At 57.1% G+C, this 26,709-nt stretch carries 25 protein-coding genes and 1 tRNA gene; 19 read left to right on the top strand and 7 right to left on the bottom strand.

Annotation, left to right across the window (positions count from 1 at the left end; genetic code table 11):
• Positions 1 to 4: 4 nt before the first annotated feature.
• Both LJ738_RS06950 and LJ738_RS06945 read right to left on the bottom strand, forming a co-directional pair.
• Positions 5 to 880, bottom strand: a complete 876-nt coding sequence (locus LJ738_RS06950; RefSeq protein WP_227785586.1) for a maleylpyruvate isomerase N-terminal domain-containing protein — start codon at positions 878 to 880, stop codon at positions 5 to 7.
• Positions 881 to 1,022: 142 nt separating this feature from the next.
• The gene (locus LJ738_RS06945; protein ID WP_227785585.1) at positions 1,023 to 2,162 is read right to left on the bottom strand and encodes a cystathionine gamma-synthase; all 1,140 of its coding nucleotides are present in this window, start codon (positions 2,160 to 2,162) and stop codon (positions 1,023 to 1,025) included.
• A 174-nt stretch (positions 2,163 to 2,336) separates the two neighbouring features.
• Here LJ738_RS06945 and LJ738_RS06940 point away from each other — a divergent pair, with 174 nt between their 5' ends.
• The 3 genes from LJ738_RS06940 to LJ738_RS06930 all read left to right on the top strand — a co-directional run bounded on the left by LJ738_RS06940 (position 2,337) and on the right by LJ738_RS06930 (position 4,250).
• Positions 2,337 to 3,236: a DUF2167 domain-containing protein gene (locus LJ738_RS06940; protein WP_227785584.1), complete on the top strand. Its 900-nt coding sequence runs from the start codon at positions 2,337 to 2,339 to the stop codon at positions 3,234 to 3,236.
• A gap of 105 nt (positions 3,237 to 3,341) precedes the next feature.
• Positions 3,342 to 4,055, top strand: a complete 714-nt coding sequence (locus LJ738_RS06935) for a TVP38/TMEM64 family protein (protein WP_227785583.1) — start codon at positions 3,342 to 3,344, stop codon at positions 4,053 to 4,055.
• 121 nt (positions 4,056 to 4,176) lie between these two features.
• A tRNA-Arg gene (locus LJ738_RS06930) sits at positions 4,177 to 4,250 on the top strand.
• Between the two features lie 205 nt (positions 4,251 to 4,455).
• Here the strand turns inward: LJ738_RS06930 and LJ738_RS06925 are convergent.
• Positions 4,456 to 4,650 (bottom strand): hypothetical protein, encoded by a 195-nt coding sequence (locus LJ738_RS06925; protein WP_227785582.1) that lies wholly within the window; start codon positions 4,648 to 4,650, stop codon positions 4,456 to 4,458.
• A gap of 70 nt (positions 4,651 to 4,720) precedes the next feature.
• Between LJ738_RS06925 and LJ738_RS06920 the strand changes: the two genes are divergently transcribed.
• The 12 genes from LJ738_RS06920 to LJ738_RS06865 all read left to right on the top strand — a co-directional run bounded on the left by LJ738_RS06920 (position 4,721) and on the right by LJ738_RS06865 (position 19,598).
• Entirely contained in the window at positions 4,721 to 5,326 is a 606-nt protein-coding gene (locus tag LJ738_RS06920) for a thermonuclease family protein (protein WP_227785581.1), read from the top strand.
• A 58-nt stretch (positions 5,327 to 5,384) separates the two neighbouring features.
• Positions 5,385 to 6,131: a hypothetical protein gene (locus LJ738_RS06915; RefSeq protein WP_227785580.1), complete on the top strand. Its 747-nt coding sequence runs from the start codon at positions 5,385 to 5,387 to the stop codon at positions 6,129 to 6,131.
• Positions 6,132 to 6,233: 102 nt separating this feature from the next.
• Positions 6,234 to 6,944: a hypothetical protein gene (locus LJ738_RS06910; protein ID WP_227785579.1), complete on the top strand. Its 711-nt coding sequence runs from the start codon at positions 6,234 to 6,236 to the stop codon at positions 6,942 to 6,944.
• Positions 6,945 to 7,369: 425 nt separating this feature from the next.
• Positions 7,370 to 7,951, top strand: coding sequence for a GAF domain-containing protein (locus tag LJ738_RS06905; protein ID WP_227785578.1), 582 nt, complete (start codon positions 7,370 to 7,372; stop codon positions 7,949 to 7,951).
• A gap of 573 nt (positions 7,952 to 8,524) precedes the next feature.
• Positions 8,525 to 9,331 carry a polysaccharide biosynthesis/export family protein gene (locus LJ738_RS06900; protein WP_227785577.1) on the top strand — a complete coding sequence of 269 codons (807 nt, stop codon included), beginning with the start codon at positions 8,525 to 8,527 and terminating at the stop codon, positions 9,329 to 9,331.
• A gap of 12 nt (positions 9,332 to 9,343) precedes the next feature.
• Positions 9,344 to 11,623, top strand: coding sequence for a GumC family protein (locus LJ738_RS06895; RefSeq protein ID WP_227785576.1), 2,280 nt, complete (start codon positions 9,344 to 9,346; stop codon positions 11,621 to 11,623).
• Positions 11,624 to 11,660: 37 nt separating this feature from the next.
• A complete protein-coding gene (locus tag LJ738_RS06890) occupies positions 11,661 to 13,136 on the top strand; it encodes a lipopolysaccharide biosynthesis protein (protein ID WP_227785575.1) in 1,476 nt (491 codons plus the stop codon).
• An 89-nt stretch (positions 13,137 to 13,225) separates the two neighbouring features.
• On the top strand, positions 13,226 to 14,410 hold the full coding sequence (locus tag LJ738_RS06885) for an EpsG family protein (protein ID WP_227785574.1): 1,185 nt from the start codon (positions 13,226 to 13,228) through the stop codon (positions 14,408 to 14,410).
• Between the two features lie 235 nt (positions 14,411 to 14,645).
• Entirely contained in the window at positions 14,646 to 16,268 is a 1,623-nt protein-coding gene (locus LJ738_RS06880; protein ID WP_227785573.1) for a phosphoethanolamine transferase, read from the top strand.
• Between the two features lie 146 nt (positions 16,269 to 16,414).
• Positions 16,415 to 17,320 (top strand): glycosyltransferase family 2 protein, encoded by a 906-nt coding sequence (locus tag LJ738_RS06875; RefSeq protein WP_227785572.1) that lies wholly within the window; start codon positions 16,415 to 16,417, stop codon positions 17,318 to 17,320.
• Between the two features lie 49 nt (positions 17,321 to 17,369).
• A complete protein-coding gene (locus LJ738_RS06870; protein WP_227785571.1) occupies positions 17,370 to 18,458 on the top strand; it encodes a glycosyltransferase family 4 protein in 1,089 nt (362 codons plus the stop codon).
• Positions 18,459 to 18,461: 3 nt separating this feature from the next.
• Positions 18,462 to 19,598, top strand: a complete 1,137-nt coding sequence (locus tag LJ738_RS06865; protein ID WP_227785570.1) for a DUF1972 domain-containing protein — start codon at positions 18,462 to 18,464, stop codon at positions 19,596 to 19,598.
• An 89-nt stretch (positions 19,599 to 19,687) separates the two neighbouring features.
• On the opposite strand, the gene LJ738_RS06860 is transcribed toward LJ738_RS06865, so the two are convergent.
• Entirely contained in the window at positions 19,688 to 20,572 is an 885-nt protein-coding gene (locus tag LJ738_RS06860; RefSeq protein ID WP_227785569.1) for a glycoside hydrolase family 16 protein, read from the bottom strand.
• Between the two features lie 307 nt (positions 20,573 to 20,879).
• Between LJ738_RS06860 and LJ738_RS06855 the strand changes: the two genes are divergently transcribed.
• The 4 genes from LJ738_RS06855 (at position 20,880) to LJ738_RS06840 (ending at position 25,162) form a co-directional block, all read left to right on the top strand.
• Positions 20,880 to 21,629: a DUF4184 family protein gene (locus LJ738_RS06855; protein WP_227785568.1), complete on the top strand. Its 750-nt coding sequence runs from the start codon at positions 20,880 to 20,882 to the stop codon at positions 21,627 to 21,629.
• Between the two features lie 420 nt (positions 21,630 to 22,049).
• On the top strand, positions 22,050 to 23,405 hold the full coding sequence (locus LJ738_RS06850; RefSeq protein WP_227785567.1) for an undecaprenyl-phosphate glucose phosphotransferase: 1,356 nt from the start codon (positions 22,050 to 22,052) through the stop codon (positions 23,403 to 23,405).
• A 35-nt stretch (positions 23,406 to 23,440) separates the two neighbouring features.
• Entirely contained in the window at positions 23,441 to 24,130 is a 690-nt protein-coding gene (locus tag LJ738_RS06845) for a GAF domain-containing protein (protein WP_227785566.1), read from the top strand.
• A gap of 345 nt (positions 24,131 to 24,475) precedes the next feature.
• A complete protein-coding gene (locus tag LJ738_RS06840; RefSeq protein WP_227785565.1) occupies positions 24,476 to 25,162 on the top strand; it encodes a GAF domain-containing protein in 687 nt (228 codons plus the stop codon).
• Positions 25,163 to 25,436: 274 nt separating this feature from the next.
• On the opposite strand, the gene LJ738_RS06835 is transcribed toward LJ738_RS06840, so the two are convergent.
• From LJ738_RS06835 to LJ738_RS06825, 3 genes are read right to left on the bottom strand one after another with little or no spacing between them, the layout of a single operon-like run.
• A complete protein-coding gene (locus tag LJ738_RS06835; protein WP_227785564.1) occupies positions 25,437 to 25,667 on the bottom strand; it encodes a GDCCVxC domain-containing (seleno)protein in 231 nt (76 codons plus the stop codon).
• 9 nt (positions 25,668 to 25,676) lie between these two features.
• The gene (gene merTP / locus LJ738_RS06830; protein ID WP_227785563.1) at positions 25,677 to 26,309 is read right to left on the bottom strand and encodes a mercuric transport protein MerTP; all 633 of its coding nucleotides are present in this window, start codon (positions 26,307 to 26,309) and stop codon (positions 25,677 to 25,679) included.
• The gene (locus LJ738_RS06825) at positions 26,309 to 26,674 is read right to left on the bottom strand and encodes an ArsR/SmtB family transcription factor (RefSeq protein WP_227785562.1); all 366 of its coding nucleotides are present in this window, start codon (positions 26,672 to 26,674) and stop codon (positions 26,309 to 26,311) included. The genes merTP and LJ738_RS06825 overlap by 1 nt, the downstream gene beginning before the upstream one ends.
• Between the last annotated feature and the right edge of the window lie 35 nt (positions 26,675 to 26,709).

The raw sequence follows: 26,709 nt of genomic DNA, 5'->3' as shown, positions 1-26,709 counted from the left end.
ACCGTCAGGCCATCACGGCCAGCAGGTGGAGCGCCGCTTCCGCCAGTTGCGGGTCGCCGCTGAGCTGCGTGCGCTCACGGGCCTGAGTTGGGCTAAGCCCCTTGGTGAAGAGCTGCCAGGCCACCCCCGGGCTGAGTGTCACCTCGGCGGCCGGCGCGGTACTGGCGGCTGCGGGAGTCTGGAGGCACCAGGCATCGGCGGCTTTCACCAGTTGCCACACGCCCCCAATGGGCGAGTCGATGCGTACCTGAACCACCGTACCCAGCGGCGCGGCCACCTGCCGGTAAGCGTGCGGCAAGCCGCGCAGGCAGGTTTCCAGAAATGGGTAAAACAGCTCTTTGGTCAACAAGCCCGGGCCGCCCACCGCCGCGTGAATCTGCTGCTGGTGGTGCCACTTTTCGGTATAGTCCCGGGCAATGTGAAACCAGTTGAGCGACTCGGTTTCGCCGGCCCAGCCCACGGGCCAGGCCGCCGGCGCCCACGGGTCGAGCGTGGCCAGGTAAGCCGTGTATTCCGGGCCGGATTGAGCCAGCAGCTCAATCAGCACCGTGGGGCTGAGGCGCCGGGTGGCCCGTACCCAGTCGGCATTCAGGCGGTTGAGGTAGCACACCATGCCAGGGTAGGAATCCGGGTCTTCCGGCGGCGTTTCTCCATAATAGCCGTCGCGCAGCATCGAGAGCGTGCGCAGGTTGCCATCGAGTAAGTGTGCCGCCAAGTCCTTCACCGTCCACTCCCGGGCCAAGGTTGGGAGCAGCCAGTCGGCAGGCGCCAAGGAGCGCAGCAGTTCCAACAGCTTCTGGTCCAGCACTGGAAAGAGCGGCAGGGTGATGATGGGGATGGGTAGCATTGCAATGGGGAGCTTGTAAAGAAAGAACGTCATGCTGAGCGCAGTCGAAGCATCTCGCGTGCAATAGTAAATCCAATGGCAAGAAAGGATTACTACCACAAGCGAGATGCTTCGACAAGCTCAGCATGACGTTCTTGTTTGTTTTCCGAAGCTTCCGGAAGACCAGAAGCTCTGCCTAGCCAATGGCTTGAGCCAAATCCTCAATCAAGTCCTCAGCGTCTTCAATTCCTACGCTCAGGCGAATGAGCGAATCGCTCAGGCCCGATTTGCGGCGCTGCTCGGCTGGGATACTGGCGTGCGTCATAGAGGCGGGGTGGCCGCTGAGGCTTTCCACGCCGCCCAGGCTTTCGGCCAGGGTGAAGTATTTGAACTTCTCAAGCACAGCAATGGCATCTTCCTGGCGGTCGCCCTTGAGCACGAAGGACATCATGCCGCCGAAATCGCGCATTTGCTTGGCCGCAATAGCGTGGTTGGGGTGGTTCTCAAAGCCGGGCCAGTACACCTTTTCCACCTTGGGGTGCTGGCGCAGGAATTCGGCCACGGCGCGGCCGTTTTCGCAGTGCCGCTGCATGCGGATGTGCAGGGTTTTAAGGCCGCGCAGCACCAGAAAGCAGTCTTGCGGGCCGGGCGTGCCACCGCAGGCGTTCTGCAGGAAGCGCAGCCGCTCGTGCAGCTCGTCGTCCTTCACCACCAGGGCGCCCATCACGGTATCAGAGTGGCCGGCCATGTACTTGGTGAGCGAATACATCACGATGTCGGCCCCCAAATCCATCGGGGTTTGCAGATAAGGCGTGCTGAAAGTGTTGTCGACGGCCAGCAGGGCGCCGCACTCCTTGGCTACGGCCGCCGCGGCGGCTATGTCGATGACGTTGAGCAGCGGGTTGGTGGGGGTTTCCACCCAAATCAGCTTGGTTTTGGGGCCGGCCACGGCGCGCACGGCCTCCATGTCGTGCATGGGTACAAAGTGGAATTTGATGCCCAGCGGCTCATACACTTTCGTAAACAAGCGGTAGCTGCCGCCATAGAGGTCGTTGGTCGAAATCACCTCATCGCCAGGCTGCAGCAGCTTCACCACGCAGTCGATGGCGGCCATGCCGGAGGCAAATGCCAGGCCGTGCTTGCCGTTGTCGAGGGCCGCCAGGGCGTCCTGCAGCTGGCTGCGGGTGGGGTTGTGGGTGCGCGAATACTCGTAGCCCTTGTGGTCGCCGGGCGAGCGCTGCACGTAGGTCGAGGTCTGGTAGATGGGCGTCATGATGGCGCCGGTGGTGGGGTCCGGGTGTACGCCGGCGTGGATGGCTTTGGTGGCGAATTTCATAGAAACAAGAGCGGGAATTTGACGGGTACGAGCCCAAGCGCGCGGCCTAAGCCCGGCGCTTTGGGCCGGCAAGTTACGGATGCTGGCCAAGGCAAAGCTGAAACGTGAGACTCAGGTTATATTCGCGGTTTGCTTTACTTCTACCCCTTCATTTCTTGCTCTTTTCAGCTTCGCATGAAAAAAATTCTACTGCTCGTTATTCCGCTGCTGTTGCACACCGCAGCCATGGCCCGGCCCAAGCCCTCGCTCACCGCGGCCGACTCGGTGGCCATGCGCAAAGCCGCCTACAAAGTTTTCGCCGACTCAGTTAACGCTACTTTCCGCTACCAGCAGGGCCACGTGGTGCTGCCCGGCGGCATCGGCGAGCTCACCGTGCCCCAAGGCTTCCGCTACCTCGACTCGGCCCAGAGCCGCCGGGTGCTCGTGCAGCTCTGGGATAACCCCAATCAGGAGTCCTTGGGCATGCTGTTTCCTACTGGCAAAGGCCCCATGGACGAAATGGCCTGGGCCTACAGCATCGACTACGACAACATGGGCCACGTGGACGACGATGCTGACGACATCAAGTACGACGAGCTGCTGGAAGAAATGCAGAACGACACCCGGGAGGGCAACGCCGACCGCGAGAAAGCCGGCTACGCTCCCATTTACCTCTTGGGCTGGGCCTCCAACCCCTACTACGACAAAGACACCCACGCCCTGCACTGGGCCAAGTCCCTGCGCTTCGGCAGCAGCCCCGATACTGTGCTCAACTACAACGTGCGCCTGCTCGGCCGCAAAGGCGTGCTGGTGCTCAACGCCATCGGCGAGCCCAGCCAGATTGGCGAAATCAAGGCAAGCATTCCCGGCCTGCTGGCCGGCACCACCTTTACCAAAGGCCAGCAATACCTCGATTTCGACTCCAGCATCGACCAGGTGGCTGCCTACTCCATTGGCGGCCTGGTGGCGGGCAAGGTGCTGGCAAAAGTGGGCTTGTTTGCCGTCGTCCTCAAGTTTTGGAAACTGGGCCTGCTGGCGTTGGCCGGCGCCTGGGCCAGCGTAAAGCGGTTTTTTGGGTTCGGCGCCAAAGAATAACCGACCCACCACTCGGCTTTGGCGTAAAGCGGCGGATACCGAGGTGGGGCCGGTTTTGGTTGGGTACGCCCGCCAAGGCTGGCCCCCCTCCTACCTTCGCTGCCCATGAAATTTCTGCGCGAGCTTTTCCGAAAAAACTTTTCCACGCTGCTCACCATGTTCCTGCTGGTGGCAGTGCCGCTGCTGGGCTCTTCGTCGCTGCTGCTCTTGCTGTACGAGCGGCAGCAGTTGCTGCAGCACCTTAGCGTAGCCCAGCAGCTGCTGTACTTCGTGGTGATTGCCATCACCATGGCTTTCGCCATCACCCCTACCACGTTTGTAGCCATCGTCACGGGGTATTATTTCGGTTGGGCTGGGCTGGCGGGCATGGTGCTGGCCTACGCGCTGGCCTCGGCCATTGGCTACGAGCTGGCCCAACGCCTCGACCACGGCAAGCTGCGCCACTTCCTGCACCTCTTCCCCAAAGCCGAAGCCGTGCTCAACGAACTGCAGCACCAAAGCTGGCAGCTCATTCTGCTCACGCGCCTCTCCCCCGTGCTCCCGTTTGCGCTCATGACCTTTGTGCTGGCCATTGTGGGCGTGCCGCGGCGGCGGTTTCTGGTGGCCTCGGTGGTGGGCATGCTGCCACGCAGCTTGTTTTTCTACTGGCTCGGCACCGAAGCGTCCGACGTCTTAACGCTATTGCGCGACCCAGACCAGGGCGCCCTGAGCAAAACGGTGCTCATTGGCTTGGTTGCAGCCTCACTATTCGGCCTGCTCTTCATCTTCAACCGGGCTTTGCAAAAGGCTCTCCGCCGTGGCGCAACCGAAAACAGTTAAAATCTTCGATTGATTATTAGCTATTTGGCCGCAAAGACCAACTTTTCTTCATGAAAAAAGCTGTCGTGGTTTGCACTGCCGCATTTTTCCCTCTTACCTTTGCGGTCCCATCACGGGAACGGGTTGTGTAGCTCAATTGGATAGAGCATCTGACTACGAATCAGAAGGTTTAAGGTTCGACTCCTTACACGACCACGAAAAACCCCATTTCCAGCCAGGAAATGGGGTTTTTGCTTTTCTGTCGGACAGAATATCGGACAGTATTAAAAGACCGGGGTGGGTAGCGGTTCTTTTTTGCTGCGTTGGCCCTGGCTGCGTCGGACACTTCAAAAGGCGTCGGACAGAGCTCTACAAGGTGGGGTGAAGGTGGCTTTACCCATACTCGAGCTATGCTCCATCCCTACCGGGTATTTAAGGCACGGGAAACTTCTTCCTCAGGAAGGTGGGTGTAATGGCAGAATTCGGCCACCGAGACGTAGGCCCGGGCGGGCTTGTTGAGCTCAGCGCGGATGCGCTGCAGCAGGACTTTGGCCGTGCCGTATTTGGTGCCGGTAAGCTGGGCTACTTCCTTGGGATGGATGCAAACCTGGGGCATAATCGGGTACAGTTGGGTGAAAGTGGCAGACGAATATACAACGGGTAAAACCCGTCCGTAGGTTCGGAGCATGAACACCAAGCGGACTATTTTACGGGTAGGTGAACTGGCGCTGCTGGCGGTGCTGGTCGCGGGCTGTCTGTCGACTCAGCCCGAGACGGGCGAGCCGCTCTCGTTCACGGCCCGCGCCGCGGCGGCTGCCGAGGCGGCCCGCGTGGTGCGCGTGGTCGACGCCGATACCTACATCCTGCTGGCGGGCTCCTCGACGTACCGGTTCCGGCTGCTGGGCGTGGACGCGCCGGAGCACGACCAACCGTTTGGGCCGCAGGCGGCCGACTCGGTGGCCCGGCTGCTGACGCCGGGGCGGGTGGTGCTGGTGGCGCGGGCGGGCATGGACCTCTACGGCCGGACGCTGGGCACGGTGCTGCTGCCGACAGCGACCGTGGCCGCCGCGGGCCGCGCCGCGCCGCTGGATTCCCTGATGGTAGTGAGGGGCTGGGCCTGGGCCTTTGACCCGGACCACCAGGTGGCCGGGCGCGCGCAGCAGCAGGCAGCCGCGCAGCGAGCCGGGCGCGGCCTGTGGAAATGTGGCGCTAGCCAGGCCGTGCCGCCGAAGCTGTGGCGGTCTTTTAAAGCAGAAATCAAGCGGCGCTACCGGGTTGGCTGCACCTGGTAACGAGGCCGCATACGTGCAAGCAGCCGGGTTCTTTCTCTCACTTTTATTCCCTCTTCTCATGGCCTCTCAAAATGGCATCCTGGGGTTGCAAGGCACGGTGGGCGGCCTTGTCTTCGCCAAAAACGGCACGGTTCGTCAGAAACCGGCCTCCAACAAAGCCGCGTTCGCCTCGGCCGCCTCGCTGGCCCGTACCCGGGAAAACGCGTCGGAATTCGGCCGCGCGGCCACCGGCGGCAAGCTCATCCGCTCGGCCTTCCGCTCGCTCATCGCCACGGCCTCGGACGCTCGGATGGTGAGCCGGCTCACGCAGCGCGTGCGCCAAATCGTGGGCCTGGACGAAACCAACGACCGCGGCGAGCGGGTGGTGGACAAGGACAACGTCGGCGGGCTGCTCGGCTTCGACTTCAACAGCGGCGCCGGCCTGGGCCAGAGCCTGTTCTTTCCGTTTGCGGTGGCCACTGCCGGTGCGGACGTGACGCTGACGGTGCCCCGCCTGAACCCGGCCACCGACCTGGTGGCGCCGCAGGGCGCCACGCACTTCGAGCTGCTCTACGGGGTGGCCACGATGAACTTTGAAACCGGCACCTACGAGGCCGGAACGGTGGCCGCCCCGTTCGGCACGCAGGCGGTTACGGCGGCCCCGATGGCCGACCAGGCGCTGGTGGCCACGCTGCCCACGGCCCCGACGGCCGACGACGTGGTGATGGCCGTGCTGGGCGTGAATTTCTACCAGCAGCTGAACGGCAAGCTCTACCCGCTCAACAACAACGCCACCAACCCGCTGGCCATCGCCTACGTGGCGTAAGGCAGGCGGCTAGGGTATGCGGCCGGCGCCGACTGGCGCCGGCCGTTTGGGTGGGGCCGAGCCCCGGTTTCTCTTGGTTTTACTTCTAATTCACTCTTTCGGATGGCTTCCAAAACTGCCTATCAAAAACAAGCGGACAAGCGCCTGAAAACGGCGCTCAAGCTGCGCGCCCGCTACGACGGCCGGGTGCGCAAATACGCGACGGCCCTCGGCGCGGCCCTAATCGGCGCGGCCGACGCCAAAGCGCGCGTGGACCGGATTAACCTACTCTACGGCGTGGACGTCTCGACCGAAACGCTGCTGGTGCACGACCTGCGCACGGCCGGCCTGCCCGGCTTGCTCAGCACGAGCATGGCTGCCAGCACGCCGGGCGAGGAAGTGCAGCTCTTTAACGCCATGGTGGACGGCAACGGCGGCGCGGTGCTGGCCGCGGAGACCCTGTTTGGGGAAGTGGTGGACGTGCCCCCGGTCGTAGTGGGCCCGCCGGTGGTCATTGAGCCGGCCCCGGCCCCGGAGCCGGCGCCCGTGGTGGACGGGACGGTAGCGGAGCAGGTGACGCTGGCCGGCCCGAACGGAACGGTGGCGGGCATCACTATTGAATCGGCGCCGGGCGTGAGCCTGGACTTTGCCCCGCTCTATAGCGGCAGCTCGACGCCGGTGGAGATGTACCTGTTCGTGTACGTGGAGGACCCGATGACTGCCAAGGTGACGTTTGCCGACCGGTACGCCGGCCAGCCCTTTACTGTGCACCTGGCCGATGGCCGCACGGCCACGGGCCTCTTCACCGAAGGCTCGTATGGCATCGACGTGTAGCCGGGCAGCACCTGCCTAAACTGGATTCGTTCTTCTCCTAAACAAGCCCACTCGCTTTTTGCTGGTGGGCTTTTTGGTGTTTCTTGATTGGCGAATCATTGTCAGAGAATCCGCTGCTTCGTCGCCCACCGAAAGCAATTTCTTCCGCAAGTTGTGGCTACAGAACACCCGTAAACATAATAATTTGAACCCTGGGTACTGCCAAACAATACGACAGATTAACCAGTGCAGCACCGGTCGAACTCAGATAGGAAAACTTGCTTTCCGGGCTGCATGAACTACTGAATTTAACCGAATAACTACTAAAAAGTCAGCGTGCAAGCATCTCTGCACTCTGAAATCGGGTAATCCTCATGAAGGCATTAAAGCCTACACCAGCGACGAGGCAGCATAGCTCTACAAGTAGACTCTGGCTTCTAGCAGGCATGCTCAGTGCCTTCGCCCTCTTGTTTGGCATGAATCCATATCTTCTGCGAAGCATGATACCTGCTCCACTGCCGACCAACGAGACTACTCGGCTGCATGCACTGGCAGCATGCGACATCATGGAAACACCACGAGAGGAGTGGTTCGAAGGAATAATCCAGCAGGCCGTGGAGATGAGCGGTGCCCCAGTGGCCTTTTTGGCACTTGTGGACGAAAAGCGTGAATGGTTTAAAGCTAGCCACGGGCTGGCATTGAAGGAAGCACCTCGGGAATATTCCTTTTGTGCCTTTGCCATCCTGCATCCCGACCAGCTTATGGAAGTGCAAGACGCTCGCTACGACGAACGCTTTCACGACAATCCCTTAACAACTGGCGCAACGCGCATTGTGTATTACGCGGGCATGCCCATTGTCGATGCTGATGGGTACGCCCTCGGAGCGTTGGCCCTGGCTGATAAACGGCCACGCCAACTTTCCGACCATAAGTTATTGATTTTAGAAACCCTAGCAAGGCTGGTAAGCACGCGGTTGGAATTGAGAAAAATACAGCGGCAGCTCCGGGAATTCCGTGAGGGGAAATAGGACTTGCCAGGACGGAAAGAATTTTTCCACCATTGCCACTTGCAGGCAACTGCTCTCCTATCAGGAGTCCGCTCCCAGTTAGCCCCTGCTCATTATCTAGCTCGATAAAACGTGTTTTTACACAAAAGGTCGTAGTTCAGGCAAATCTATGAGCGGTGAGTAGAGATGGTAGCCCTGGCAAAGGGTTTAGAACACTAATTGCCCTTACCTTCGTCCTATTAGAGGGTCCTACGTTTGAGTTACTTGGTCTTTCCTTTTATCTAAGCTACCTGTTTAGCCAATTGTCAGTTAGTTGTACCAAAACGGGCATCATTAAGGAGGAAAGCAAGCCCAAGAAAGGTCGGCATTTGCTGCTAGCTTCCTTGGTAATCGGAAACCGGGTGCAGTCATCTCGAAAGGCATTAGGGTTTGTCTGAGAAGTCCAAGGGCTAATATTGAGGCAGCTAAGAATATACACCCTGCAACTTTTTTTAACTGAAGTCTGCGTACTTTCCCTAGAACACTCTTTCACCTTAAGTAGTGACACGCCTCCAAAATGGAAAAGCCTTGGTAATTATTTCTATTTCGCGGCGAATGGGAATTGCCCTCTTTATTGCGGTCTCAATATTTATCCTTGGCGCCTGTAGTTCAAGCCGGAACCTGGTTTATCTTGATGACCTGAAGGGAACGGCAGCGACCAAAGACCAAATTCTGAACAAACCCGCTTTTCGCATTCAGCCCGGCGACTTGCTGACCATCCGGGTCAGTAGCCTAAGTCCAGAAGCCAGTGTCCTGTTCAATAACGGCGTGCTCTCCGCCACCAGCAGTGCCAACACCACGGATGCGAACACGGTGAACAACGCCGTGACCAACAAACGCCAAGACGAAGGCTACGTGGTTGACCAAAATGGCAACATCATCTATTCGGTTATCGGCCGGGTAAAGCTCGCGGGCCTCACCCGGGAGGAGGCCATGCAAACCATGACCACCGCAATAAAGAAGTATATCAAAGCTCCCATTGTGGACATCCGCGTGGTCAATTTCCGGGTGACGGTGATGGGCGAAGTGCACAAGCCTGCTTCTTTCATCGTCCCCAACGAGAGCGTGAACGTGCTGGAAGCCCTGGCCCTGGCCGGCGACATGACCGAGTTTGGCAAGCGAGAAAATGTGCTCATTATCCGGGAGCAAGGCGGCGAACGGGTCACCACCCGGCTCAACCTGCACTCCAAGAGCTTTTTTGACTCGCCGTTCTTCTACCTGCAGCAAAACGACATTGTGTATGTTGAGCCGGATAACCGGACCAAAGTGGCTCAAACCAATCCCAACAACCGGTATATCGCCATTTGGGGCGCCGTGATATCCACGTTGGGCTACACCCTCATTTCCTTACGGTTACTTTAAGACCCAACCCGTATGGCGGAGCGAGAAATCATTTACTCCCAGTCCGATAAAAACGATTTCAAGCGCTACTTCCGCAAATACTGGCGGTACTGGTACGTGTTTGGGGCCAGCCTTACTTTGTGCCTGGGCCTGGCTTTTGCTTACTTAAAATATGCCACGCCCCGATACCTGGTCAGCAGCGTGCTGCTGATACGGGACGTCGACAAAGGGCCAAATTACCAGTCCGGCAACGCCGCCTTCCAGGACCTGGACGTGTTCAACCGGTCGACGACGCTGGAAAACGAGATAGAATCGTTGAAGTCGGTCACCTTGATGCAACGGGTGCTCACGGAGCTCTCGCTGCAGGCCAGCTACTACGTCGACGGGTTTCTCAAGAAGCAAGAAGTTTACGGCAGCCAGGTGCCGTTGCGCCTGCGCGTCAAGCAACTCCAGGCCCTGCCCGGCAAAAAAGACCTGACCCTGTACCCGGTTGACAACAAGCGGTTTTCGCTGGAAGAAGCCAACGCCCCGCGCACCACCTACGCCTTTGGGCAGCTCGTGGTGCGGCCCTACGGCACCTTCACCGTTGAGCTAAATCCCGCGGCTACGCAGCCCTTTGCCCAACCCGTACATGTGGTACTGCAAAACATCCAGGACCTAACCACCGGCTACAACAAAGACCTGACGGTAGCCCAGAATAACAAGAAGGCCAACGTGCTAACCGTCAGCCTGACGCATCCGGTACCGGAAAAAGGAATCGACATTTTGAACACCCTCATCGAGGTGTACAACAAGGAAAGCAAGGAAGACCGTAATCTCCTCGCCACCAATACTATATCCTTTATTGACGAACGACTGCGCACCCTCATTTCGGAGCTTTCCGAAACGGAGAAGGAGGTGGAGCAATTCAAACGCCAGAACCAGGTTACCGATGTTCGCTCGGAGGCTTCCGCGTACCTGGAGGAAAGCACGGGCTACAACAAGCAGCTTTCCGAGCTGAACATTCAGCTGGATGTCGTCAAGTCCCTGCAGCGCTACCTGTCGCAGCAAAAGTCGCAGTTTGAATTAGTGCCCAGTACGCTGCGCCTGAACGACCCGGCCCTGCAGGAGCTGGTGGGTAAGTTCAACGAGCTGCAGCTGCAGCGCAAGCGCATGTTGCGCGTAGCCGAGCCTGCCAACCCGTTGATTTTGAACATCAACGAGCAATTGGCTAACCTCCGGCTCAACATGCTCGAAAACCTGCGCTCTATTGGCGGCGGCCTGCAAGTGACCCGCGGCATACTGGCGGCCAAAGCCAATGATTTTCAATCCCGCACCACCCGCATCCCCAACATTGAGCGGGAGTTGAACGCCATTAACCGCCAGGCCGGCGTGAAGCGTGACCTGTACATCTACCTGCTGCAAAAGCGGGAAGAGTCGGCCCTGTCGCTGGCGGCTACCGTGTCTAACACCCGGGTTATCGACCCCGCTCTGGCCAGCAAAACGCCAGTGGACCCCAACAAGCCCGTTGCCTACGGGCTGGCGCTGGTCCTGGGTTTGGTTCTGCCGTTCGGCTTTCTGTTCCTGCGGGACTTTCTCTCCGATACGGTGCAACAGCCCAAAGACGTGACCCAAGCCCTGTCGGCTCCAATATTGGGTGAAATCGGCCACGCCCCTGCCAAAGGGCTGCTGGCGCTGGCGTCGGTCCAGCGGCCGGCCGTGGCCGAGCAGTTTCGCTTTCTGCGGAGCAACCTGCCCTTCGTACTGGGCACCCAGCCCCTGCAGGTAATTCTGGTTACCTCGAGCACAGCAAAGGACGGTAAAACCTTCGTCTGCCTGAACCTGGCCGTCAGCCTGAGCCAAGCGGGTAAGCGGGTGGTAGTAGTTGATTTCAACATGCGCCACCCAGGCGTGCTTGCCGGAGCCGGCCTTCCCGAATCCGAAGGGGTGACCGACTACCTGGCCAGCGAAGGCCGGACCGTGTGTGACCTATTGCAGAAGCCAGAGTTTGCGCCCAACCTGTTGCTTATTGGGACAGGGAAATTACCGCCTGACCCGGCCGAGCTAATGCTACATCCGCGGGTAGCCAGCCTGATTGGGGAGCTGCGCAAGCAGTTTGATTACGTGCTGCTGGACTCAGCCCCGGTTGGGCAGGTGGCCGACGTGTTTGCGCTAGCGCCCTACCTTGATGCGACCCTGCTGGTGGTGCGCTGCAACCAAACCCCCCGCGCCCGGCTGGACCTGCTGCATGACGTGGCCAACCAGCAAAAACTGGGCCCGGCCGTGGTTGTGCTCAACGACGCACGGCGAGAAAACAGCAGCTTCCTTTCGTAGCATCAGTTAGCGTCATCATCTTACAGACCAGAGGCAAATGTTAGGAAAAAAGCTAAGCCAGAACTTTGCCATCAGTCTGGTGTCGATGGCCTTTGGCATTCTCAGCTCGGTTTTCATTGCGCGTATTGGCGGGCCTGCTATTCTGGGCAACATCAGCCTAGCCATGTCTTTCCAGGTGCTTATCAAGTCGGTGTTTACCCACACGGTGAACAGTGCCCACCTCAAGATGTACAACGACGACCCGAGCGTGGGGATGAAGAATTACCTGGCGGTTTTTGTCTTTTATAATGTGCTCACCTCCCTGCTGGTGCTGGCCTTTGTGGCTTGGAACCAGATGAGCCACCAGGGCACGTTCACCGAGCTGCAGATAACGCTTATTATCATTTTCATTCTGCAGGACTACCTCATGACGCCGTTGTACCTGTATACAACGGACCAGACCTCGAAGCTCAACATCGTAAAGGCCAATATGGTGGACTTCTACGCCCAGATAGTCATCAACATTGCAAAAATAGTGGCCGTGGTGCTCGGGCAGTCTGAAATTGGCATTGCCTGGTACATGATGGCCGCCTGCGGCCTGAGCTCGATTTATCCACTGGTGCAGCTGCTACGTGCCCGGTTTGGCACGTTCTCCTTTGCCGTGGTTAAGAGCTACATCCGCTATTCGCTTAGCATTTCTACTTCCACCGTGGCCTACGGCCTGCTCATCAGCTTCGACAAGGTGCTGCTCGGCATTTTCGGGGTGCCGGCCGAGCAGTTGGGCTACTACAACGTGGGCAACCGGCTGGGGCTGCTAGTGCTCACGCTGGGGGTGAGCGTTGGTGGCATTTTCCTGTCGGTGTTTTCCAAAAACATTTCGGAGAACAACCACGAGAAAACCATGGAGCAGCTCGCCAACTATGAGCATTTTATCTCCATTATTTTCCTGCCGGCGGTGCTGGTGGCGGTGCTGTTCGGTCAGGAGCTCATTACCCTAGTGTTTGGCGCTCGTTACATGCAGGCGTATCCGGTGCTGGTTTTCTCGTTGCTGTTTGCCTATACGAAAACCCTCACAATTCCTTACCAGAACTACCTCTTTGCCAACAACCGCCTGAAAGAGTTTCGCCGGACTTCCCTCCTGTTTGCCGGTGCCATTGTGGGGTGTACGCTGCTGCTGGCTTATGCAAACTGGTTCCACAACCTGCCGGTTTCCGTTGCCTTTGGGCTGCTGCTGGCCTGCGTGTTCGAGCGCGTACTCTTCACCTGGGCCGCCAAAAAGGTAGACCCGCAAATCCGCTTCTTCTTTTACCCGACCACCCTGCTCTATTTCATGGGCCTGATGGTGGCCTGGTACGTGATTTCGGGCATCGTACCGGCCGACAATTACTACTCCACTTATGGCATACGGGCCGCCATGCTACTCCTGCTGCTCCCCGTGGGCTATTTGCTACGGGTGTATTCGCAGGACGATGTACAGATGGTCCGGAAGCTGCTCACCAAGGCCGCTCCAGCCAGCACCCCGGTCAACATCTAACCCACTGGCGTAGCCTGGGCCGGACCGGCCCGCTATTCCTATTGCGTGCTGGCGCCACATCTTCCACTTGACTACTGCCGACGCCATCCATGACCGAACCCGGGACCTACATCTTCTACACTTTGCTGATGGGGTTCATGATACTGCTGGCCCTTCCCTCGGTGCAGGCGGTTCTGAATGAGAACGAAGAACCCATAGCATTCCCCTCTTACTGGGGCCCTAACCTGCTTTTTCTCATTGCGGCCTACTCCCTCATTATCGGGTGCCGCTACTACGTGGGCATCGATTACAAGGCCTACCTAGAATGGTACCTGAAGCTCCGCGAAACCGGGGTGTACCCTCGGGACATTGAATTTGGCTACCGGCTGCTAAACGAATTTCTAAACTACCTGCACGCCCACTATGCCTTTCTCTTTATCATCATCGCGTTTATTCAAATCCTATTCTTATTCAAATCATTAGCGAAGTTTCCTTTCCTCTCTCCCTGGTTCATATACTTCTTTTTCACGTACCTCTTGATGTTCAGCAGCATGAACATCATGCGGCAAACCCTGGCCTGGTTTGTATTCTTCTATTCACTGAATCTGGCTTTTGATAAAAAGTATGGCTGGGCCCTGCTGTGGCTGTTGTTTGGCTACAGCTTCCATAAGAGCATTCTGGTGGGGGCCCTCTTTTTTCCGCTACTGCGTTGGGACTGGTTTAAGAACCGCTACGTGCAAATAGGCCTGCTGCTGTTTGTCACGGCGTTTGCGCCCGCCGTTTTGGCTTTTGTGCTCAAGGTGGCCGGGCCGCTCGCTTCCCTGGCCGGCTACGAGTACTACGTCGACAACCTCGACTACATGCAGGAGATTAGCGACGAAGGCAAAGTGGGTGCCGGCACAGCCCGTGCCCTATTCTTCATTCTCGATTTCATCATCATCTGGTTTAGTCAGGACCTAAAAGAGAACTTCAAGCAATACGACTTCTACAAGTACTACAACCTCTACTTTTTGGGCGCTTTGCTCGAGCGTCTGGTGTACGACAACTTTATCCTGGCGCGGACCAACGACTACCTGCTCAACTTCCGGGTGCTCATCCTGAGCTTTCTGTGCTTCTTCTTTTTCCATAGCCGCACCCAGCGTATGGTAAAAGAAATATTGGGCTATGCCATTGCCCTGATGATGGTGGCATTTTTCTACCGGGCCATTTACAACTCCGCGGCAGAAACCTCTCCGTTCCGGTTTTTGCTCTTGGAAACCACCACTCAGGAGCGCAGCCAGAATATCGAAGAGTAAGGCCCTAGTAGCATAAGCTTGGCCCTTGTTATAGCAAGTCGCTAAGGGCCAGCTAGTCCTATAAGCCAGCTCAACTGCTGCTCTAGCGCACGCAAAATTGCCGGGCACCTCATTGGACTCGGAAAAAGCTCAGCGCTTGTTTTGACTGAATGCATTCTTTCGTAGTATCTTTCCCCGATAACTTTCGCTTTTTTGAATGCAAACCGAAACCAATGGAAATCGACGAGGAGCAATTTTGTTACTTGTAACTTTCCTATTAGCATTCCCCGACGTTCTGTATTATGCCCTGAACCGGAACTGGCTGGAAGCAGGGTTGGCCTATGCGATTTGCACGGCAGTAGTAGCGCTGCCGCTGTACCTGTTCCATCGGTGGGTGAAGCTTTACGTGTGGCTGCTCATGCCGCTGGGGCTACTGGCAGTTGTTTCGGTGGCATGCGTTATCGTTTACAATGTCAACCTAAACTTTGATGTCCTACTCGTTATCCGCAACACCACGTTTGCCGAGGCCACGGAGCTGCTGAAAGGGTACTACCTCTACATACTAGCGGCGCTGCTTTTTTACCTGTTTTTCTACGCGCAGCTTATCCGCTGGTCTCCCAATTATATCCCAAGTCGGCCGGCCCTTTTGGCGTCGTTGGGTGGACTAGCTTTTCTGCTGCTCACGCCTTTGCTGCGGGCGAAGCCTGGCACGTACGTGGAGCAGGTGAAAATCAACATCTCCTCCTTTTTTCCGGGCTCCATGTACTATGCCGGCAAGCTCTTGGTGCAGCAGCATGCCACCGTGAAGGCCTTCGCCGACAACACCAAGAATTTCACCTTTCACGCGCAACCCAAGTCAAAGCCCGAGGAGCGACAGATATATGTGCTTATCCTGGGCGAAACGAGCCGCTACGACCATTGGGGCATCAACGGGTACGCCCGGCCCACCTCGCCGCGGCTTGCTACCCGGCAGCAGCAGCTCGTATCATTCTCCAACATGTCGACGGGCGCTTACCTGACCGAGTACAGCGTGCCTATGCTCGTGACCCGGGCCACGGCCACCAACTACGACCTGCATTACCAGGAGAAAAGCGTGGTCAGCTTGTTTCGCGAAAGCGGCTTTAAAACGTACTGGTTGAGCAACCAGTTTGACTACGGCAACATCGGCATTCACGCCAACGAGGCCGAAACGCGCCTGTATTTTTCCTCGGCCTACGAATCGACCAAGAGCGTCCATTACGACCTGGAGCTGCTCGGGGCATTAAAAAAGATTCTTGACAAGGGCGAATCCAAAGCATTCATTGTGCTGCACACGCTGGGTAGCCATTACGATTACGATGCCCGCTACCCGCCCGCGTATGCTCACTTCCAGCCCACGGCCCGCTCAGTAAATGCCCGGCCGACTGACGTGACAAAAAAGCAGGCCCTTATCAACAGCTACGACAACAGTATTCGCTACACCGATGCGCTTGTCGACAGCACGATACGGATGGTGGAGCGCCAGCCCGCTTTATCCTGGGTTAACTACCTTTCAGACCACGGCGAGGAGCTGTTCGACGACAGCCGCCAGCAATCGCAACACGGCTTTCCGGTTCCTTCCATTTTCGTGGCGCACATCCCGTGGTTTGTGTGGCTCTCGCCCGATTACCGCCGCACCTTTCCGCGCCGGCTGGCCGACATGGAACAGAATAAAAATGTAGCCCTAGGCTCGCAAAATGTGTTTTACACCCTGGCCGATTTAGGAAACATCCGGTTCACGGGCCAGGACTCTACCAAGAGCGCGGCGGCGGCCCAGCTCAAGCCCCAACCGCAGCTTATTCTGGGCGGCAATTACAAAGTGTTTGACGTGCAAAATTTCATCACGCCCGCAAAACCCTGAACCGAACCCGTACCCGACCCACAATCACCAATTAGGTTCTTCTTCCGACTCCGCAAAAGCGCCGCTCTCGCAGTTAACCTATTTCGTTTCACCGCTGCCCACTTATCCCTTCCAACTGGGATAATGGCCGTTTCCCTCCTGCCTAGATGCTCACTTTTACGTTTATTGTTTGCACCTACAACCGTGTTCCGTTCATTCAGGAAACGATAGAATCGATTCTACTTCATTGCGCGGCGCATAGCAATTACGAATTGCTGGTCATCGACAACAACTCGACCGATGGCACCGCGGAAGCCGTGAAACCGTTTTTGCAGAATCCGGTGGTGCGCTACGTTCTCGAAACGGAGCAGGGCTTGTCGCATGCCCGAAACAGGGGCATTAAGGAGGCCAAAAACGACGTTCTCATTTTTGTTGACGACGACATTGACCTCGACGCCCGCTACCTCGACGTGTGCGAAAACCTCTTTGCCAACCCCGACCTGAACATTGTGGGCGGCAAAGTACTGGCGTACAACGCGGCCGTTCCGGATTGGCTGCCGAAGAAGTACTACTACTTGGCCAGCATGTTTGACCTGGGCGACGAAGCCCAGCCCACCGAAAAGCTCATGGGCGCCAACTACGCTCTGCGCAAAACCGTGGCTGAACGCATCGGGTGGTACAATCCCGAACTGGGCCGCAAAGGCAACAACCTGATGGCCGGCGAGGAAAACGACTACTTCAACCGGGCCCGCGCCTTGGGCTATTCCATCTGGTACGAGCCGAAACTGGTGGTGTACCACAAAATTGCCAACAAGCTCAACCTGGAATATATCTACACCTATGCCCAGCTGAGTGGCCGGTCAGAAGGGCTGATTGATGGTAAGGCCGCCCCGGCGCGCTTTGGGGCCAAAGCCGTGAAATCGCTGATCATGCTGGCGGCCTTCAACCTCTACGGAGCCCACACCAGGGCCCCGCAGAAGCGCACCTATTTTAAAATCAACCAACTGGCCGCGCTGGGGTACCTAAGCGTGGTACGGGAAAAGTACTTTGGCCAAAGCCGGGCTGCCGCCTAAACAATCCCAGCTTCTGTTGACATCCGCTTTGCCCCTTCCCCAGCCCGCCATGAAGGTTTTAATGATTGCCCGTAGCACACACTTCTCGGCCCCGGGGGGCGATTCCACCCAGATTGAGATGACGGCCAAGTACCTGCGGGAATTGGGCGTGGAAGTGGACTTAAAGCTCAGCAACCAAGCCATTGCCTACGAGGACTACGACCTTCTGCATTTCTTCAATATCATTCGCCCCGATGATATTCTGCCGCACGCGCAGGCCACGGCGGTTCCATTCGTCATCTCCACCATTTTTGTTGACTACTCGGAGTACGAGCGCAAGTGCCGCACCGGTCCCTTGCGGGTTCTCAACATGGTTTTGAACCGCGACCAACTCGAGTACGCCAAAGCCCTGGCCCGGGCTGTGAAAAACGGCGACGCCATCAAGTCGCGCTATTTCCTGCTGCACGGCCAGCGCAAGTCGGTGCAACATCTGGCCTCTCGGGCGGCTATGCTGCTGCCCAATTCCCACCACGAATACCAGCGCTTGACGGCCGCTTACCAAGTCGACAAGCGGTACCAAAAGGTAGTCAATGCCATTGACCCCAGCCTATTTGGCGAGGGCGTGGTGGCAAACCCGGCCTTCGAGGGCCACGTGCTTTGCGTGGGGCGCATCGAAGGATTAAAAAATCAGCTCAACTTGATTCAGGCCGTGCTGGGCACTTCCCTGCAGCTGACCATCGTGGGCAAGCCTGCCCCCAACCATATGGCCTACTACGAGCAGTGCCAGCGCCTGGCCCAGAATGCCCCCAACGTGCAGTTTATCCCACACATGGACCACCGCACGTTGGCCGGCCTCTATAAGGCAGCCAAGGTGCACGTGCTGCCCAGCTGGTTTGAAACCACGGGCCTGAGCTCCCTGGAAGCCGGCGCCCTGGGCTGCAACCTCGTGGTGACGCGCAAAGGCGACACCGAAGAATACTTTGGCGACATGGCTTACTACTGCGAGCCGGACGACGTGGAATCTATCCGGGGGGCGCTGTTGCAGGCGCATACCGAACCAGTAAATGCGCGCCTGAAAGACCATATTTTTTCGCATTACACTTGGCAGGACACTGCCGCCCAAACCCTGGCCGCTTACCAACAAGTATTGAATCCCTAGCTTATGAAAATTGCAATCATTGGTACCCGGGGCATCCCCAACAACTACGGCGGGTTTGAGCAGTGCGCCGAATACCTGGCGGTTGGGCTGGTGAAGCGCGGCTTTGCGGTCACGGTCTACAACTCGCACAACCACCCCTTTCAGGAAACGACCTGGAACGGCGTGAACCTCATTCATGCCTACGACCCGGAGTTTAAATACGGCACCGTGGGGCAGTTTATTTACGATTACAACTGTATCCGTGACTGCCGGCAGCGCGACTTCGACATCATCTTGCAGCTTGGGTACACCAGCAGCTCGGTGTGGGGCAAGCTGCTGCCGCGCAAAAAAACCATCGTCACCACCAACATGGATGGCTTGGAGTGGAAGCGGTCTAAGTTTTCCAAGCCGGTGCAGCGTTTCCTGCAGTTCGCCGAAAAAATGGCCGTCACCCACAGCGACCATCTAATATCGGACTCCATTGGCATTCAGCAGTATCTGAAGGATAAGTTCAACGTTGACTCCACCTTTATTGCTTACGGGGCCCACTCATTCACCACCCCCGACCCCGGCGACCTCGCTGCCTACAAGCTCACGCTCTACGGCTACGACATGCTCATCGCCCGGCTCGAACCCGAAAACAGCATCGAAGTCATTCTCGACGGCGTGGTGCAGGCCGGCGTAGACCGCCCCTTCCTGGTGGTGGGCAAGCACGAGAGCCAATATGGCGAGTACTTAAAGAACAAATTTCAGGGGGCCGCGAACATTCAGTTTGTAGGCGGCATCTACAACATCAACACCCTCAACAACATTCGCTACTATTCCAACCTCTACTTCCACGGCCACACCGTGGGCGGCACCAATCCGTCGCTTCTAGAAGCCATGGCTTCCGGGGCATTGATTTGCGCCAACGACAACGCCTTCAATAAATACGTGCTCGAGGAAGATGCGCTGTATTTCTCCACGGCTGCCGATGTAGCCGCCGCCCTCGGCACCGTTCGCAAGGAAGACCCAGCCTACGCGAAGATGCTGGAGGACAACTCCAAAAAAATTGAGTTGGTTTATAACTGGGACCGAATCATTGACCAGTACGCTACGCACTTCCAAGAAATCTTTAAGGCCCGCCAACACAAACGGGTAACAAGGGCGAAATTGAGCTAAACCGGTAAAATTGGGCACGGCTCTCGAGCTCGCCCATGGCCACCATTCTCCCATTGACCAGAGCCGGAGCCGGGTGACTGTGGAACGGACTATTTCTTGACGTAGACCTTGACCCAGTCCACCAGCATTACGCCTTCGCCCTCGTTGAGTGGAATTTGGCTGGGCGTCGGAATGGCGGAGTCCTTGTAAAAGAAGTCGCCGCCAACTGCCTGATTGAGTGTGATGCGTTCGAGCTTGGCGTAGAGGTCGGGCACGTAGCCGCCGGTTTTTACGTCCACCACTTGGCCATCGAGGAGAAAGGTGAGCGACTGCTTGGTCCATACCAGCTCGTACACGTGCCAGCAATCCGTGAGGCTGGTATTTGTGGTGATGTACGTGGCCGCATTCTGCACCAGGTTGTTGTTGGCTTGCCGGCCGAAGAAGTAGTTGGATTGGAATAGGAACGGCTCGTTGCCCCGGGCTTCCAGAATATCAATTTCTCCGTTGGTGGGCCAGTTATCGCCGTACAGCCAAAACGCGGGCCACATGCCGTACCCGCTCGGAAGCTTAATGCGGGACACGAACCGGACCTGACTGTTTGTTTTATTAGGCGCGTACATGGCCTTCGACTCAATCCGAGCCGAGGTAAACTCGAAGTTAGTTGGAGTAGCATCTACATCCTGGCGGTACTTGGGGCCCGTCACGCTCTCCTTGATGGCTTTAATAACCAGCACGTTGTTGGCCGTGTTATCGGGGTCGGGCGCAACGTACAGGTTGCGTTCGTTGGCCGTAAACATTTCCAGCTCGTTGTTAAACGCGCCGCCTACCCACACATTCCAGTTAGGATTCAAGCTGCTGGCGGGGCTCGCATCGAAATTATCCTCGAAGGTCTTTTTCCAACCGGCATTCAGGAGTTCAGCCTCCTTTGCAGCCGTCTGGTCGTAGTTACAAACGCCCGCCGCAGTAGCAGTTGCTTGGGGAGCTAGATTGGCCACCTTAGGCTGTTGAATAGGCGCTACCGGCTGCATAGTGGACTGGCACCCCGCAGTAGCAGCAACAAACACGCTAATACAGAGCGTACTTGTCCTAGTAAATCGTTGAAACATAGCTCGAATGGTAAGAGTGTGGGGTATTCGCAAATCGGCATTCACCAATGCGTAGATACTACTGAAAAGGTTTTCCCGGCTAGGGATGAATTGTCAAAAGCAGGCTTCCCGGCCTTAGGCAGGACTTAACTTTGCCGAGCACTGCTAGTCCTGTTGGCTCCCGGTTGCCACTTTGATTAAAAGTTGTAGCCTTTCGATGCCCTTCACATTTTCTCACCCCGCTCTGGTGCTGCTGCTACTGCGGAAGCCCACAAAATGGCTTTCCGCGACCGGGCTGCTGGCGGGCAGTGTCGTCCCCGATTTTGAGTATTTCCTGCGCATGCGCAAGGGGTTGAGCTATTATAGCCACACCTGGACCGGGCTTTTGTGGTTCGACCTTCCCTTTGCGGTCCTGCTGACGGTCCTGTTTCATCAGGTGGTGCGCATGCCTCTGCTTGCGCACCTTCCTGCTCCACTGTCTGCTCGTTTTGTCCCCTTTAGCTCTTTGAATTGGCCGCAGGTATTGAGAAACCGCTGGCCCGTTGTGTTGCTTTCGGTTTTAATTGGCGTACTGACACACTTCGGATGGGATTGGTTTGTGCACCGAAGCGGCGATTATTGGTACGTGCACCAACGTATCATATCTGCTTTCCATGGATGGGAATCCCATAGCCACCTCTATAATCGGGTGCATTTGGCCCATTCGGTAGCGGGCCTTTTGGCGGTAGGCTTGGCTATCTACTTCCTGCCAAAGTCCTCAGCGGCTTTAGCTAGCAGCCGGCAAATTGGGCTGTTTTGGTTTTCTATTGTTCTGCTCACCGCAGCGATTGCCGGCCTCCGGTTCGCACTGGGCACGGACCTGTATGTGGAGGACCGGATTGTGGCAATTCTCGCGGCTTTATTGCTGGCGCTAGTGTTTACCTGCGCAGTAGACCAGCTTTCTCAGCGGAAAAGTGTAGCGCGCTAACTAACCAGCCGCTCAACTTTAGGCTCATAAATCCAGCAAATAGGCTTTGCTGTTTCACGCCAGTGCCTTCCCAACTTGGCCAAACCCGAGCTATTCCCTAGCGCCCGCTACCAGCAGGCCAAGGAAACATAATGGTGCTGGAGCTAAAGGACCAAGCAATCAGCCCATTTGGAACTACATAGTACGGGTAAAGGCTGGTTTATTTAGCAAAAACTACTGTAACGCTTACTAGGTAATTGGGCCGACACTACTGTAACTTTGACAGAACAGATTGGACTCAGCAATTAAGCTATATCCAAGCAACGCACACCTCTGAAACCGCATGGTTCGCACCGCTCCAAGTTGGACTGAAGTAGGCATTCCCAACAGTGACAGGTAATTATGGATAGAACATTTCTACGCTCACTGCAAATTCCTTTTTTGATTCTCGACTTGTTCATGCTGAACGTGATATACTTATTCACGCAGCAGTACATTCCCGATAAGCTCCAACACGGATTCATTTCTCCCCACACCTTTTACTGGCTGATTATCAACATCGCCTGGATTTTGGCTTCTGGTGTGGGCCAGATTTATGCGTACCGGCAGCTCATTGTGTTTCGTCGCTTTCTGAAGTCTACATACACCATCTACTTTGTATGGGCTTTTCTGGTGCTGGTGAGCTCCTTTTTGCTGCGGGCCGTGCTGCCGCTGGCCCGCGAGTTTGCTTACACCACCATTCTGAGCTTTTCGGGCGCGCTGCTGGTCGCGCGCATGTTCTACTTGCTTATCCGGGCCTGGGTGCGCAAAAAAGGCGGCCTGCACCGGCGTGTGCTGATTCTTGGTTATAACAAAGTGGCCGAGCGCCTCGCCACCTACCTCGAGAGCGAGGAGCTGAGCGTGCGCATAGCCGGTTTTGTTGACGACCTGCGCAAGCCGGCCACTCATGCCAAATACTCCATTTTTCCGGGCATCAGCGACACGCTCAGCATTGCCCGGCAGCACGGCGTAACCGAGATTTACTCCACCATCATGCCCGAGAACAACAGCTCGGTATATGGCATGATGCTTCAGGCCGACCAAGACCTGATACGCTTCCGCATTGTGCCCGACTTTGCCTACTTCATCAACCGGCCAGTGCACGTCGACTACTTGTACGAGTTGCCCATTCTCTCCGTGCGCAAAGAGCCGCTGCAGGAAGTGATGAACCGCTTCAAGAAGCGGGCGTTCGACATTGTAGTGAGCTTGGGCGTCTGCATCTTCATTCTGAGCTGGCTGGTGCCGTTGTTGGGCATCATTATTTACCTGCAATCGCCGGGGCCCATCTTTTTTGTGCAAAAGCGCAGCGGCCTCAACAACGCACCGTTTGACTGCTTCAAATTCCGGAGCATGACGGTCAACCAGGAATCCAACACCAAACAGGCCACCCGCAACGACGCCCGGGTCACCAGGATTGGGCGCTTCATGCGCAAAACCAGCCTCGACGAATTCCCCCAGTTCCTCAACGTCCTACTGGGGCAGATGAGCATTGTGGGCCCGCGGCCGCACATGCTCAAGCACACCGTGGAGTATTCGGGCCTGGAAGACCAGTACATGATTCGGCAGTTTCTTAAGCCCGGTATCACGGGCTGGGCGCAGGTCAACGGTTTCCGCGGCGAAATCACGGAGCTGCGCCACATTCAGAAACGGGTGGAGTTTGACTTGTGGTACCTGGAAAACTGGAGCCTGTCGCTGGACCTGAAAATCATGTTTTTGACCGTGTACAACGTGTTCAAAGGAGAAGAAAACGCTTTTTAAATCCCTAATTCTACCACTCACTTACTTCTACGTTTATGATTGCTCCCGGCCTGCCTGCCAACGAACCCGACCGCCTGCGCTCGCTGGCCGAGCACAACCTGCTCGACACGCTGCCCGAAGAGGTCTACGACGACATCACCCGCCTGGCTGCCGAAATCTGCGGCACCCCCATCGCCGCCATCAACCTTATTGCCGGCGACCGGCAGTGGTCGAAGTCGACGCATAATACGCAAGGCGACAGCCAGGGCCTCCACCAATACATGCGCGGACCCCGGGAGCTTTCCTTTTGTGCGCACACTATCATGAATCCCGACGAAACCATGGTCGTGCCCGATGCGCGCTACGACGAGCGGTTCATGGACAACCCCTTGACAACAGGCGACCCCCATATTGTATTTTATGCGGGGGTGCCCGTGAAGGATGCTCAAGACCGGGCGCTGGGCTCGCTGTGCGTTATCGACAGTCGCCCCCGCGAGTTGCCAGAGTATAAACTGGAATCCTTGCGGGCGCTGGCTAAATTGGTAAACACCCACTTCCAATTGCGCCGCACCCAAATTGAGCTGGATAAAACCAAGGCCCGGGTAGATGCGGCGCAGCCCATTCTGCAGGCCCTGACCCAAGCCATCAACTCTTTTACCAAAGAGTCTGAAGAAGAGCAAATCGTTCATTTACAGTCCTTGCAAGCAGGGGTGCTTTCCTTGAAAAACGCCTTGGAGTTACACTAAGGCTGGTAATTGATTTCAATTGGCATGGTAAGGCTGGCTGCTTCGCTGTAGCAGTTGAGCCGGCGTGTGATTTTGTTTAGGTCCTCGCGCTAAATTTTTAGTGGCAGCGCACCAGCGTTCTGGAACAAAATAAGCACTTGCTTGTCACCAATAACAACCAGATAGATAAGTGATAAAAACACTTCCTGCTCTTGCAGAGCAAGCTGCCTCTCCCGAGGAATTGAGCTAAAATGCTGAGCAGGATTTGAAATATATTACCTAGCCTGGTAGGCATGCGCTTGACTGTTGGGAGAATGTTCTACGGCATTAACTACTTCTCAGTCCTTACGCTTAAATTCCGTTTACATGATTGCTCCCGGCCTGCCTGCCAACGAACCCGACCGCCTGCGCTCGCTGGCCGAGCACAACCTGCTCGACACGCTGCCCGAGGAGGTCTACGACGACATTACCCGCCTGGCCGCCGAAATCTGCGGCACCCCCATTGCTGCCATCAACCTCATCGCTGGCGACCGGTTATGGCCCAAATCGGCCGTGGGCTTTGAGCGGGTGAGCTCTCCAAGAGAGGAGTCGTTTTGTGCCCATGCCATTTTGAATCCGGACGAAACCATGGTCGTGTCCGATGCACGCTACGATGAGCGGTTTTTTGACAATCCCAATATCGCCACCCCCAACGGCATTGTCTTTTATGCCGGGGTGCCAGTGCAGGACGCCCAGGGAAGAGCTTTAGGCTCACTTTGCGTGGCCGACATCCGGGCCCGGGAAATTCCCGAACACAAAATGGAGTCCCTTCAGGCCTTGGCTGAGCTGGTGAACACCCATTTTCAGCTTCGCCGTACCAACATGCTACTCACCGCCACGCAGGACCAAGTGAAGCAGGCACAACCTATCCTGCATCGCATGGTAAGTGCGGTCGGTTCCTTACCCACGGAGAATGAAATAGCTTCCACGACCCAACTAAAGTCTTTGCAGGAGGCCATCAAGGAGTTGCAATTGGTATTGGAACATCCTGCTTGCTTAGATAAAGCAGATTAGCCTTAGCTCTAGAGCAACCCCTAATTGTTTTGTCCGGACCGTAGCAGTTGCAGAACTCATCGGCTTGTGCTCAAGCAGTAGGGTTATCGATTGGAAATGGCCTTACGAGCAGTTGGAAACAATTATCGTTCTGTTTGTGGGGCGGCATGGCCAATGGGTTCTGGATGGGAATCCGAGACTTTTGCAGCCGGCACGGTTGTCGGTGATGACTTCTGCAGTTATGCCAGCGCTATTTTCAGGATGGGTACTGCAATTCAGGCAGCGGTAGAGGTGACTAGCAGCAGCCGCAGGCGCTTTTGCCTTGCTCCTGGATGGGCGGGCAGGGTACCGAGCCGTAAGAACAATACACGCAGCAGTCGCCGGCCAGGGGCTTGAGCAGGGTGTGGCAGCTGGTGCACTCGTAGAACCACTGGCAGGCGTCGGTGGGCATCTGTTCGGCCTGCGCGTGCTGGCACACGGGGCAGGTGAGCACGGAGGTGAGGGTGATGGGTTGAGTCGGCGTCATGGGCGGTAGTTAACGGGTGGGGTTTTGGACGCGGTAGCCGGTGCTGTTGATGGCGCTTTCGACCTGGGCGGCCTGGGCTTGGGTGCTGTTGTAGCGGACCTGGGCGGTGGCTTGGTCGTAGGAAACGGCCACGGTTTGCACGCCGGGCACTTGCTGGACCGCCTGCTCGACGTGGCGGGCGCAGGCCTCGCAGGTCATGCCCTGGATGCGGTAGGTGCGGGTTTCCCAGACGGGGGCGGCGCCGGGGGCGGCGCCGGGGGCGGCCACGGGAGCACTGGGCTTGGCCGTGGGGTACAGCGCGGCGCCGTAGTAGGGAAAGGCCAGCAGCAGGGCTGCGAGGATGGTGATGGACGCCAGGAAGCCGGAGGACTGCATGACGGAGCGTTGGGCGGGCACGGCGCAGCAGTGGGCCGCGGCTGGCGCGGGGCGCAGCTGGCGGTACCAGGCGAAACCGAGCACTCCTACGGTGAGGGCCACCAGATAGAGGCGGTAGGGTTCTAGCCAGGAGAAGGAGCTGGCGGCACCGCCGAGCCCGCCAACTATGGCCAGCAGCGGGGTGATGCAGCAGAGCGAAGCGGCTAGTGCGGCCAGCAGACCGGCGCCAAACAACGACTTGGAAGGTTGGGCGGGGGCGTTGCTCATTAGACTGGCTCGGCTTGGGTGGTGAGGCGGGCCAACAGGGGCTGGAGCACCGGTAAGTGGTCGGCGCTGAGGGTGTAGAACACGGTTTGGCCCACTTTGCGGGCTGTGACGATGCCGCCGTCTTTGAGTTTGCGCAGGTGCTGCGAAACGGCGGAAATGGTCATCTGCAGCACGTCGGCCAGGTCGCATACGCACAGCTGCTCTTCGGCCAATAAGAAAAGCATTTGCAGGCGCACTTCGTTGCCAGCTAGCGCCAGCACACTGGCCAGCGAGCTGAGCGCAGGGTCAGCCTGGGTCAGACGCTCCTGGCACTGTTGGATGTGGTCGGTGTCGGCAAATACCCGAACGCAAGGGGTAGGATTCATGGAAGGGGCTACAGTAACAGCGCTGCTAGGTGTAT

It is taken from the genome of Hymenobacter plasmatis (assembly GCF_020711255.1).
Taxonomy (GTDB): domain Bacteria; phylum Bacteroidota; class Bacteroidia; order Cytophagales; family Hymenobacteraceae; genus Hymenobacter.
The sequence above is the reverse complement of the archived record's forward strand: the minus strand, read 5'-3'. Positions and strand labels throughout refer to the sequence as shown.